Origin of the sequence: Streptococcus hillyeri, assembly GCF_003686955.1 — a bacterium.
Lineage (GTDB): Bacteria > Bacillota > Bacilli > Lactobacillales > Streptococcaceae > Streptococcus > Streptococcus hillyeri.
The window spans coordinates 86,800-99,087 of the sequence record NZ_RCVM01000003.1 but is presented as its reverse complement, the minus strand read 5'-3'; the positions used below and the strand labels follow the sequence as shown (position 1 = coordinate 99,087).

The following is a 12,288-nucleotide window of genomic DNA, read 5'->3' as shown; positions in this document are numbered from 1 at the left end:
GAGCGCCCCACACCACATTAGGAGAAGTGCTAAAAAATACTAAATAAAAACTAATTGACTTTATAAATTCAAAACACTATAGCTTTGTTGTTGTTAAGTATTAAAGTAATCTGTTTTGCATTCTTTTGTTGAAAGCGCTATAATGGAAGTGAAATGAGGTGAGGTGATACGATGAGACGTTTTATCATGTTTGTGAGCATTTTTTTGACGTTGTTTATCCTGATGATAGGAATGGTGTTTGGGATAACACGGTTTAAATCTGGAAAAGGAGCTGATAAGGTGATATCGTTGCAGTCTAATACTACTGAAAAGGTTGATAAGGATAAAAAAGAGGCTTCAAAGTCAGAAGTGACCAGTGAGACGACTGATAAACCTTCTGAGGAAACCGAAGTACCAAGCAGAGAAGAAGTAGATAACATTTCTCCAGAAGGTCATTTGGAAAATAATCGCCAAAGGGTGATTTTAAATGTGACACAGCAAATTCAGCAAACGCCAACAAACTGTGCGCCAACGACAGTCAGCATGCTTTTATCCTATAAAGGGATTGATGTCAGCCAAGAGATTTTGGCACAAGAAATGGGGACAGATACATCTTTTGGAACCCATAATAAGGATGCGATTGCCATTCTGAATAAGCATCTTTTTGGCTATGAAAGCCCTGCAGCTAACCAAGCAGGCTATCGCTTGGAAACTATTACCAATCCAGAGAAAGACAAGTCACTTTTTAAGGAACGTTTGAAGAAAAATATAGCAGATGGTTATCCTATGTACTATACGATAGAACTCTCAACGCTTTATCCTGATAAAAAAGGTGAACATAATGTTGTAGGAATTGGGTATGAGATGACCACTGATGGTAATGATATTGCGTCTGTTTACTATTTAGATCCGTTATATAGTATGCAAGACCCTGTTCATGCTGGCTTGAAAAAGATAACGGTTGATGAACTGCTTCATTCGACCAGTGTTTGCGTAGAGCCAAACTATGGTTGGTGAGATTTAGTGACTTATATAATTTTTTGTAGAAATACGACCGAAAGATGGTGGTAAAGGACTTTAACTCAGCTAAAACGCGAACATTATTCTGTTTTTCAGTTTGCAATATGTGTTTTTGATTATTATCTGTTATAATAAGATTATCAAAAATACGAGGTGTCTCATGAAAACAGATATTGAAATTGCTCAAAGTGTAGCCTTAAAACCTATTACAGAAATTGTTGAACAGGTGGGGATTACCTTTGATGATATTGAACTTTATGGAAAGTATAAAGCAAAATTATCTTTTGATAAGATTACTGCTATTCAAGAAAATCCTGTTGGAAAGCTCATTTTGGTAACAGCCATCAATCCAACCCCAGCAGGTGAAGGAAAATCAACCATGTCTATCGGTTTGGCAGATGCCTTAAATAAAATCGGTAAGAAAACCATGATTGCCCTTCGTGAACCATCACTGGGCCCTGTTATGGGGATTAAAGGCGGCGCAGCAGGAGGTGGTTATGCCCAGGTGCTTCCAATGGAGGATATCAACCTTCATTTCACAGGAGATATGCATGCCATTACAACGGCTAACAATGCTCTGTCAGCTCTCTTAGATAATCATATCCAACAAGGAAATGAACTTGGTATTGATCAGCGCCGTATCATTTGGAAACGTGTCGTTGACCTTAATGATCGTGCCCTTCGTCAAGTGATTATTGGTCTTGGAAGTCCTGTTAATGGCGTTCCACGTGAAGATGGCTTTGATATCACAGTTGCCTCTGAAATTATGGCTATTCTGTGCTTGGCAACAGATTTGAAAGACCTTAAAGCACGCCTTGCTAATATTGTAGTTGCCTATACTTACGCTAGAAAACCAGTTTATGTTCGTGACCTTAAGGTAGAAGGCGCATTGACGCTTATTTTGAAGGATGCTATCAAGCCAAACCTTGTTCAAACAATCTATGGCACCCCTGCCCTTGTGCACGGTGGCCCATTTGCCAACATCGCTCATGGCTGTAACTCTGTTTTGGCGACCTCAACAGCTCTTCGTTTAGCAGATTACGTGGTTACAGAGGCTGGTTTCGGTGCAGACCTTGGTGCTGAAAAATTCCTTAACATCAAGACACCAAACTTGCCAACAACTCCAGATGCAGTGGTGATTGTAGCCACTTTGCGTGCCCTTAAAATGCACGGTGGTGTGGCTAAGACAGACCTCAATCAGGAAAACGTTGAAGCTGTCCGTAAAGGATTTGCGAACTTGGAGCGCCATGTTAACAATATTCGTAAATTTGGCGTGCCTGCAGTTGTTGCTATCAATGAATTTGTGGCAGATACGGAAGCTGAAATTGTAGCTCTAAAAGAACTCTGTGCTCAGATTGATGTCGCAGTTGAATTAGCTAGCGTTTGGGCAAACGGTGCTGACGGCGGTATTGATTTGGCAGAGACTGTCGTTAATGCTGTGGAAAATGGCGGAGCAGACTACAAGCGTCTCTATTCTGATGAAGATAGTCTTGAGGCTAAAATCACTAAGATTGTCACTGAGATTTACGGTGGTCAATCTGTTCAATTTGGACCAAAGGCTAAAACGCAATTGAAACAATTTGCGGAATTTGGTTGGGATAAATTACCAGTCTGCATGGCGAAAACACAATACTCATTCTCAGACAATCAGTTTCTCCTTGGAGCACCAGAAGGATTTGATATCACCATCCGTGAATTTGTGCCAAAAACAGGAGCTGGTTTCATCGTAGCCTTGACTGGAGATGTGATGACCATGCCAGGATTACCAAAACAACCAGCAGCTCTTAATATGGATGTAGCAGAAGACGGCACAGCAGTAGGCTTGTTCTAGTAATCCTTGTAAATTATCAGATAAAAAGTCAACTTCGGTTGGCTTTTTTTGATGACAAAAACCTCTCCTGAATGTCAGGAGAGGTTACATGATATTAGCTCAGCTATTTTTCAAAATTATCTGAGCTAATTGTTAATCTTTCTTTTCAGTTGTGGTGCTTGTCTCGCTAGTGTTTTCGCTTTCCTCGGGTTTGGGATTGAGCGATAGGTAGCTAGGTGCGTTGAAGCGATCAACTGTTGTTTTGTTACCGTGTTTGCTATAGATACTGGTTGAAGCTGAACCGAGCTTTTGTTCGATAGCAATCAAGGATTTGAGACTGTTTGTATATGAGAAATTTTCGACATTGACAACTTTTAATCCATTTGTCTTATCAAAGCGGAGCAGGTCTCCAGTTTGGATTTCATCACTCATTTTGAGTTGTAAAGCAGCAGTGTTTCTAATGTCCTCTAATGCCACCGTTGTGTTCTCATCAGGATTGGTGATTTCGAGTCCGCTGACAGTGTCATAGATACGACCATTATAGGAAGTGTATTGTGGTGTGATGTAACTACCAGCTGTACGGAGAGCGACAATTTGTTTATTGTCTGCTGATAGTAAATCTTGTCCCACTTGACTGTAGTTTGCAGTGTCAATTCCTAAAATGTGAAGGAGAGTAGGGAGGCCATCAATTTCCCCACCAAAGGTATCGCTGATAAAGCCTTTGGTCATGCCTGGTACATGGACCATATAAGGTACACGCTGTAGCATGGCATTGTCATACTGGCTCCAAGTTTCCGTATCTTTTCCTAAAAGCGGTGCTAAGTCTGGATTTCGTGAATTTGAAATTCCGTAATGGTCACCGTAGAGAACAATGACAGAATTATCATAAATTCCGGTGTCTTTCAAGTATTGGAAGAGCGCTTTGATAGACGAGTCAAGATAATTTGCTGTGGCGAAATAACCGTTGATGGTTTCGTCGTTTGTTTGAGCCAGAGGGAAACCTTGTTCATCGCTGTTACCCAATAAACTGTTGTAAGGGTAGTGATTGGTTACGGTGATAAATTTTGTGTAGAAGGGTTGTTGCATGCGTTCCAAATACTGGATTGAATCAGCTAACATTGTTTTGTCATTGAGACCATATTGGAAGGAATTGCTTTCTGTTTGCTCAGAAAAATAAGAAGCATCAAAGAAGTAATTATAGCCCCACTGTTTGTAAGCGTTGTTTCGGTTCCAGAATGAACCGACATTTCCGTGGAAAACAGCACTGGTGTAGTTACCGTTTTGAGCTAAGATAGTTGGTGCTGCAAATTGAGTGTTTTCCCCACCATAGTTAACCATGAAAGAACCATTTGACAATCCAAACAATCCAGTTTCCATCATGGTTTCGGCGTCAGATGTTTTTCCGGCCTTAACTTGGTTAAAGAAATTTGAAAAAGCAAAGGTCTCTTTTGAATGATAAAGAGAATTGATAAATGGCGTCACTTCATATTCCTTATCATCGACTTTTAACTTATAGTCAATCAAAAATTGTTGGAAACTTTCAAGGTGAAGGACAATCACATTACGTCCTTTACCGATTCCAAAATAATCTTGATTTGGGGCGGCATAGTGGCTACTGAGGTATTCCTTAACAGGAACGAGGTCTTCAGCGCTAGCGCTATCACGCTCCTTTTGAGCCTGAATGGCTTGATTGGTTGAGTAGATGCTAAAGGTTGGTAAACCTAGGGCGCGAACCACATAGGTATTTGAAAATCCGCGGGTCAACAGTTCAGGACGATCCAACTCAGCCATAAACAGGTTAATGGAAAAGGCGAGCGCTGAAAGGGATGTGACAGCAAAGCTGGCTCTCTTGTGGAAAGGACGACTGTCTGTGGCGATCTTCTTTTTCCAAAAGAAAAAGGCTATGATGAGGTAGTCTATCACATAGATAAGATCCCAAACCTGCAAGGAATCAAGGACTGTTTTACCAAGGCCTTCTGAGGTCTTTCGGCTGGCCATGGCAGAGCTGAACGTGATAAAGTCTGCAAATTCACGGTAATAAATAATATTAGCAAAGAGCAGTGTAGTCAGCAAAATCGAGATGGTCCAAGCAAGGATGTAGAAAGGCTTTTTGCGTTTAATATAAAGTGCCAGTCCAATCAAGAGTAGTCCGACAGGAATAGGGTTAATGACCACCAAAACTAATCGGAGATAGTACTGCACAGGGTGTTCAACTGAGGCCAAGTCGAGGTTAAAGGCCATGAAGTAGGCCCAAATCGTCTTGAGGGTATAGCCAAGTAGTAGTAGCAATACAAAGCCTAACCTCGTCGAGACCACATCAAAGAAAGTGTTTTTTAGTCTTTTCAAAGTATTTTCCTCATTCTTAGAAATCATATGAGTTTATTATAGCATAAAACAAAAATCAGGAGTAATCTAAACCTACTGTGGCTAACTGTCTGAAAATTTGCTATAATACTCCTATGATTAAACTTGTTATGGGAGATTTGGCTGAGAAACGTGTGAAGTCAGGTGTTCAGCTCATTGATGGGAGAGATTTTCCCAATCAAGAATTTACTGACGGATTGGTTTCTTTGGTCAATCAAAAAGGTGCCTTTCTAGGGACAGCTTACCTGTCGCCGCAAAATAAAGGGATTGGTTGGGTCTTGTCTCGTAGTGCGATGGACTTGACGGAAGACTATTTGATAGGATTATTTGAAAAGGCTAAGAAAAAGCGTCATCGTTTTGAACATAGCGACTTGACCACTGCCTACCGTCTCTTTAATCAAGATGGGGATAATCTTGGTGGTGTAACCATTGATCGTTACGGAGATTATGCGCTGTTTTCTTGGTATAATACCTATATTTATTTATAGCCAGAAAGAGCTCATTATATCAGCCTTTCAGAAGGTTTTTCCAGAGCTTGTTGGTGCCTACGAAAAGGTACGGTTTAAAGGCGACTTGCCTGAAAGTTCTCATCTTTACGGTGATGAAGCACCTGAGGTTTTTGAGGTTTTGGAAAATGGCGTGCGCTACTCAGTCTTTTTAAACGATGGTCTAATGACAGGAATTTTCTTAGACCAACATGAGGTCAGAGGAAGTTTAGTTGATGGGTTGGCGCTAGGCAAAACAGTTCTTAATATGTTTTCCTACACCGCAGCTTTTTCCGTGGCAGCAGCTATGGGCGGAGCGTTAGCAACGACATCGGTTGACTTGGCGAAACGTTCTCGCGACCTTTCTAAAGCGCATTTTGACGCCAATGGCTTTGATGTTAACAACCATCAGTTTGTGGTCATGGATGTTTTTGAGTATTTTAAATATGCCAAACGTCATGATTTGACATTTGATGTGATTGTCATCGATCCACCAAGTTTTGCTCGAAATAAAAAACAAACGTTCTCAGTTTTGAAGGATTATCACAAATTGATTGCGCAGGCGTTGGACATTTTAAGTCCCAAAGGAACCATCATCGCTTCCACCAATGCTTCAAATATGACAGCGCAGCAATTTAAAAAACAAATTCAAAAAGGACTTGGAAAAACCAAGCACCACTTTATAGATTTAAAACAGTTGCCGAGTGATTTTACCGTCAACAAAAATGATGAAAGCAGTAATTACTTGAAAGTATTTACGATAAGGGTAAACCAATGAAAATTGTCGTTCCAGTAATGCCTAGGAGTTTGGAAGAGGCACAGATGCTTGATGTGGCTAAGTATGACTTAGCAGATATCATCGAATGGCGTGCTGATTATTTACCAAAAGAGGAGATTTTGACTGTTGCACCTGCTATTTTTGAAAAATTTGTAGGGCGAGAGGTACTTTTTACGCTAAGGACGAACCGTGAAGGGGGCAACATTGCGTTAGAAGACAGCGAATATGTCAGTCTTATTAAGGAAGTTAACGCGATTTATCAGCCGGACTATATTGATTATGAGTATTTTTCACATATGGATGTGTTTCATGAGATGCTTGAGTTTTCAAATTTAGTCCTGTCTTATCATAATTTTGAAGAGACCCCTGGTAATATTATGGAAGCCTTCTCTGAAATGACAGCCCTTTCGCCACGTGTGGTGAAAATTGCGGTCATGCCTAAAACCAATCAAGACGTACTTGATTTGATGAATTTTACCAGAGGCTTTAAGACCCTTAATCCTGAGCAGGAGTATGCGGTCATGGCAATGGGAAAACTAGGGCGTATTACCCGTGTTGCTGGTGAATTGATGGGATCATGCTGGTCCTACGCTAGTCTTGATGAGGAAAGTGCTCCAGGGCAAATCCCTCTTCATCAATTAACCAAGTTTTTGGAGGTGTTAGATGCAGATTGATGGACACACACGACTAGCTGCGGTGGTCGCAAGACCAATTAAACATTCGATTTCTCCTTTTATTCACAACTATGCCTTTCAAAAGGCGAATATCAATGGTGTTTATGTGGCATGGGATATTCCAGAAACAGATCTTGAAGAAACCCTCAAAAATGTGAAGCGCTATGACATGTGGGGCGTGAATATTTCTATGCCTTATAAACAGGCTGTCTTGCCCTATATGGATGACTTAACGGATTCAGCCCAGCTTATCGGTGCGGTGAATACGGTCATTCATCGTGATGGCAAATTGATTGGTCACAATACGGATGGTATCGGTTTTTTTCAATCTCTAGAGACACTTTTAGACTTTAACATTGCTAATAAACACCTAACCATTTTGGGTGGTGGTGGTGCGGCAACGGCTATTATTGCTCAAGCTGCGCTCAATGGTGCTAGTCATATTACGATATTTAACCAAACAGCCTTCTTAGAGGAAACACAGGTAAAAGCGCAAGCTTTGTCCCAAAAAACAGGTGTGGCAATTGACGTTTATCCGATTGAAAATCTTGACTTGATTGAGGAAAAAGTGGCTGAAAGTCAGTTGTTTGTTAATGCGACTAGCGTGGGCATGGATGGTCAATCAATGATTATTCGTGATGATTTTCAATTTCCAGAAGGTCTTATAGTAGCAGATGTGATTTACCAACCCTTTGAAACCCCATTTTTAAAACTGGCACGTAGCCGTGGGCTTAAGGCTATTAATGGGTTAGGAATGCTTCTGTTTCAAGCTGCTGCAGCCTTTGAAGAATGGACAGGTGAGCCGATGCCGACTGATGAGATTTGGCAGGCGTTAAAAGAAAAATATCAATGATAAAAACCTATCAGATTGGCGACAGTGATTTTCAGGTTGCACGTCAACGTCAGGCAGTACGTGTCCTTGTTTTAACTCCTGATGAGAAAGTTCTTGTCATGACTTATGGCAAATATGATTTCTCAGTTTTACCAGGGGGTGGACTAGAAGACGGAGAAACCTTTGAACAGGCTTGTCGGCGTGAGATTTTGGAAGAAACAGGTTATCAGTGTACGTGGCTAAGTCAACTGTGCCAGATTGACGATTACCGAAAAGATGAACAGCTCCTCCAAATTCATCATGGGTTCGTTGCGATGGTTTCGGAGAAAAAGCTGGCGCAGCATTTCGATGAAAATGAAACATCAGACAAGGTATATTTAGAAACCTTAACGTTAGAAGAACTTGTCAAACGTTTTTCTGTTCAACAACCTCATACAGAACAACAGAGCCTCTTACGCCAGCGTGATAGGATAATTTTACAAGAAGCCCTAACTTATTTACATCAAGTGAGGAAGTGATAGCAATGAAATTACATGTTGATTTAGCGACAAATCCCTATGATATCATGATTGAACGAGGGTCTCTTACAAGTGTAGGAGACTGGGCTCGTTCCATTTGGAATTGTCAGAAGATTGCGATTATAACAGATAATCATGTTGCCTCTCTCTATGCAGAGACGGTTCAACAAAGTCTTGAAACTGCCGGTTTTGAGGTCTTTGTTTTTGAGTTTTTAGAAGGAGAGGCTTCCAAAAATCTTACAACAGTTAATAATGCCTACGATTTCTTGCTTGAAAATGGTTTGACTAGGGGTGACGGGATTGTTGCTCTTGGTGGTGGTGTTGTCGGTGATTTAGCTGGTTTTGTTGCTTCAACCTACATGCGTGGGATTCCGTTTTTACAGATACCAACAAGTCTGACTGCTCAAGTGGATTCTTCTATTGGTGGCAAAACGGGTGTTAACACGCCTAAGGCTAAAAATAGCGTTGGTACCTTTAATCAACCTAAGGGGGTTTTAATTGATCCTGATGTTCTTCAGACACTTGGTCAGCGTGAATTGATTGAGGGAATGGGTGAGGTGATTAAGTACGGTCTCATTGATGATGTTGCTTTGTGGGACTTGCTTGATTCTTTAGATGGGAGCGTTGCTGCTATTTTGGAAAATGCCGAGGCGATTATTTACCATTCTTGCCAGGTTAAACGTAAGATAGTGGTTGAGGATGAGTTTGAGGGCGGTGTCCGCATGTATTTGAACTTTGGTCATACGATTGGGCATGCTATTGAACAAACTGCGGGCTATGGTAAGGTTATGCACGGTGAGGCTGTTGCGATTGGTATGGTTCAAATATCTCATGTGGCTGAGAAAAAAGGACTCATGCCCGCTGGTATCACGGATGCCATTAGTGCGATGTGTGCTAAATTTGGGTTACCAACGGATTACGAGCCTTGGAAGACAGATGAATTGTACGCAGCTTTGACGCATGATAAAAAGGCTAGTGGTGGCTCGATTAAGACTGTTATTGTTCCAAAATTAGGAAGCGCAGCCATTAACCAAATCAGTCTAGAAGAAATGAAAGCTTACTTGGAGAAATAAGATGAGATATTTAACAGCAGGTGAGTCCCATGGACCACGATTGACAGCCATTATCGAGGGGGTACCGGCAGGATTATCCCTTACCGCAGAGGATATTAACGGTGATCTGAAACGTCGTCAGGGCGGCTATGGTCGTGGCGGTCGCATGAAAATTGAAAGTGATGTGGTTGACATTACTTCAGGTGTCCGTCATGGTAAGACCACTGGAGCCCCAATAACGCTTCATGTCATCAATAAAGACCATCAAAAATGGCTGGATATTATGGCAGTAGAAGACATTGAAGACCGTCTGAAAACGAAGCGAAAAATTACCCACCCACGTCCGGGTCATGCAGACCTTGTTGGGGGGATGAAGTATCGCTTTGATGATTTGAGAAATTCTCTAGAGCGTTCATCTGCCCGTGAAACCACCATGCGAGTGGCAATTGGTGCCGTTGCTAAGCGCATTTTGGCAGAGCTTGACATCGAGATTGCCAATCATGTTGTCGTGTTTGGTGGTAAAGAAATTGATGTCCCAGAAGGTCTGACAGTTCAAGAAATTAAGACCTTGGCGGCGCAATCGGAAATTTCTGTTGTCAATCAAGCGCGTGAGCAAGAAATCAAGGATTACATTGATCAGATTAAAAAAGAAGGTGACACGATTGGTGGCGTTGTGGAAACCATCGTTGGTGGTGTACCAGTTGGTCTAGGTTCCTATGTGCAGTGGGATACCAAGCTGGATGCTAAGTTAGCACAGGCGGTTGTTTCGATTAGTGCCTTTAAAGGTGTTGAATTTGGAGTTGGTTTCCAAGCAGGTTACCGTAAAGGTTCTGAAGTCATGGATGAAATCATGTGGAGTGAAGCAGAAGGCTATACCCGAAGAACCAACAACCTCGGTGGTTTTGAGGGTGGCATGACCAATGGACAACCGCTGATTATCCGTGGTGTGATGAAGCCTATCCCAACGCTCTATAAGCCACTCATGTCAGTTGATATTGAAACGCATGAGCCTTACAAAGCAACGGTGGAACGCTCTGACCCAACAGCTCTTCCAGCAGCGGGTGTGGTTATGGAAAGTGTCGTTGCTACAGTCATTGCTCAGGAAATCTTAGAGAAATTTTCATCAGACAATCTAGAAGAATTAAAAGAAGCTGTTACTAGACATAGAGAGTATGTGAAGCATTTCTAAAACGGTTTAGATACGAAAAAGATGACAGTTTTCTATAAAGTAAAAAGAGAAGGTTTTAGGTGTAAGGATGAAGAAAACCATTTATATTGCAGGGCTTGGCTTAATTGGTGGCTCGATTGCCTTGGCGATAAAACGTGCCCACCCCGATTATGAGATTTTGGGCTATAATCGCTCTGAAAAGTCTCGAGAAATTGCCTTGGAGCGTGGGATTGCAGATAGGGTCACAGGAGATTTTGCTTCTTTTGCCCCCTTAGCGGATGTTATCATACTGGCAGTTCCTATTAAACAGACCATTGATTTTATTAAAGAATTGGCTAGTATGGATTTGAAACCTAATGTGATTATCACTGATGCTGGCTCTACTAAGGTTGAAATCGTGTCAGCAGCGGAAGCCTATTTGTCTGGTGACAAGGTTCAGTTCGTCGGTTCTCATCCTATGGCTGGTAGTCATAAATCTGGAGCTATTGCTGCAGATGTCACCTTATTTGAAAATGCCTATTACATTTTTACGCCTTCTACTTTGACTAAAGAGACAACCATTTCAGAGTTAAAAGATTTACTGGTTGGGACGAAGGCACGCTATGTTGAGATTGACGCGGCAGAACATGACTTAGTGACCAGTCAGGTATCACATTTTCCTCATATTTTAGCCTCTAGCCTTATGGAACAGGCTGGAGCCTATGCGGAGAATCATCAGCATACCAATCACTTTGCAGCAGGTGGTTTTCGTGACATGACCCGTATCGCAGAGTCAGAGCCTGGCATGTGGACCTCTATTTTATTGACAAATAGCAGAGCTGTTTTAGATCGAATTGAAGACTTCAAAGGTCGATTAGATAAGGTGGCGCAGCTAATTTCTCAAAAAGATGAAAATGGCATCTGGGAATTTTTTGAACATGGTCGAGTGACTCGAAAAGAAATGGAGATTCATAAAAAAGGTGGCGTAGATAGCTTTTATGACCTTTTTGTTGATGTTCCCGATGAAGAAGATGTGATTCTACGAATTTTGGAATTACTTCGAGGAACATCTTTGGTTAATATCAGAATTAACGAAGAAAATCGTGAAGATATTCATGGTATTTTGCAGATTTCTTTTAAAAATGCTAAGGACTTAGCTCATGCTGAACAGGTGATTAGAGAACATACAGCATATAACATTACAATCAAGTAGGAGGATACAACAATGGAAAACATTTATGATTTAGCAAATAATTTGGAGCGTGCCATTCGTGCGCTTCCCGAATATCAAGCAGTGAAAGCAGCTAGAGAAGCGGTTGAAGCTGATGTGTCAGCTAAAGCTATCTGGGAAGAATTTTTGGTTGCACAAAATAAAATTCAGATCCTAGTCCAATCTGGACAAATGCCAACTTCAGAGGATCAAGCAGAAATGTCAGCGCTTGGTGATAAGATTGAAAACAATAGCATTCTTAAAGCTTATTTCACTAGCCAACAAGCGTTAGGCGTTTATGTTGGTGACTTGGAGCGTATCATTTTTAAACCGTTACAGGAATTGTCAGAGTAAGGTTGGGTAAACTGCTGCAGTCGATTCAAGATTTTTACATAGGGACAAGTACAGAAATTTTTAGA

At 41.3% G+C, this 12,288-nt stretch carries 10 protein-coding genes and 1 pseudogene; 10 read left to right on the top strand and 1 reads right to left on the bottom strand.

What is annotated here, in order from left to right:
* Nucleotides 1–171 precede the first annotated feature (171 nt).
* Entirely contained in the window at nt 172–996 is an 825-nt protein-coding gene (locus EAF07_RS03040; RefSeq protein ID WP_245962686.1) for a C39 family peptidase, read from the top strand.
* Between the two features lie 163 nt (nt 997–1,159).
* The gene (locus tag EAF07_RS03035; protein WP_121834813.1) at nt 1,160–2,830 is read left to right on the top strand and encodes a formate--tetrahydrofolate ligase; all 1,671 of its coding nucleotides are present in this window, start codon (nt 1,160–1,162) and stop codon (nt 2,828–2,830) included.
* Nucleotides 2,831–2,962: 132 nt separating this feature from the next.
* Here the strand turns inward: EAF07_RS03035 and EAF07_RS03030 are convergent, their stop codons facing one another.
* Complete coding sequence (locus EAF07_RS03030) at nt 2,963–5,155, bottom strand: LTA synthase family protein (RefSeq protein WP_121834812.1); 2,193 nt, start codon at nt 5,153–5,155, stop codon at nt 2,963–2,965.
* A 113-nt stretch (nt 5,156–5,268) separates the two neighbouring features.
* Between EAF07_RS03030 and EAF07_RS03025 the strand changes: the two are divergent.
* The 8 genes and pseudogenes from EAF07_RS03025 to EAF07_RS02990 all read left to right on the top strand — a co-directional run bounded on the left by EAF07_RS03025 (nt 5,269) and on the right by EAF07_RS02990 (nt 12,223).
* Nucleotides 5,269–6,436 (top strand): annotated as a pseudogene (locus EAF07_RS03025) (class I SAM-dependent rRNA methyltransferase).
* The gene (gene aroD, locus EAF07_RS03020) at nt 6,433–7,110 is read left to right on the top strand and encodes a type I 3-dehydroquinate dehydratase (RefSeq protein ID WP_121834811.1); all 678 of its coding nucleotides are present in this window, start codon (nt 6,433–6,435) and stop codon (nt 7,108–7,110) included. The pseudogene EAF07_RS03025 and the gene aroD overlap by 4 nt, the downstream one beginning before the upstream one ends.
* Nucleotides 7,100–7,963 (top strand): shikimate dehydrogenase, encoded by an 864-nt coding sequence (locus EAF07_RS03015; RefSeq protein ID WP_121834810.1) that lies wholly within the window; start codon nt 7,100–7,102, stop codon nt 7,961–7,963. Before aroD ends, EAF07_RS03015 begins: the two co-directional genes overlap by 11 nt.
* Nucleotides 7,960–8,460 (top strand): NUDIX hydrolase, encoded by a 501-nt coding sequence (locus tag EAF07_RS03010; protein ID WP_121834809.1) that lies wholly within the window; start codon nt 7,960–7,962, stop codon nt 8,458–8,460. Before EAF07_RS03015 ends, EAF07_RS03010 begins: the two co-directional genes overlap by 4 nt.
* 5 nt (nt 8,461–8,465) lie before the next feature.
* Nucleotides 8,466–9,533, top strand: a complete 1,068-nt coding sequence (aroB, locus tag EAF07_RS03005) for a 3-dehydroquinate synthase (protein WP_121834808.1) — start codon at nt 8,466–8,468, stop codon at nt 9,531–9,533.
* Between the two features lies 1 nt (nt 9,534).
* A complete protein-coding gene (gene aroC / locus EAF07_RS03000) occupies nt 9,535–10,701 on the top strand; it encodes a chorismate synthase (RefSeq protein ID WP_121834807.1) in 1,167 nt (388 codons plus the stop codon).
* Nucleotides 10,702–10,768: 67 nt separating this feature from the next.
* Nucleotides 10,769–11,872, top strand: coding sequence for a prephenate dehydrogenase (locus EAF07_RS02995; RefSeq protein ID WP_121834806.1), 1,104 nt, complete (start codon nt 10,769–10,771; stop codon nt 11,870–11,872).
* Between the two features lie 12 nt (nt 11,873–11,884).
* Entirely contained in the window at nt 11,885–12,223 is a 339-nt protein-coding gene (locus EAF07_RS02990; RefSeq protein ID WP_121834805.1) for a YlbF/YmcA family competence regulator, read from the top strand.
* Nucleotides 12,224–12,288 lie beyond the last annotated feature (65 nt).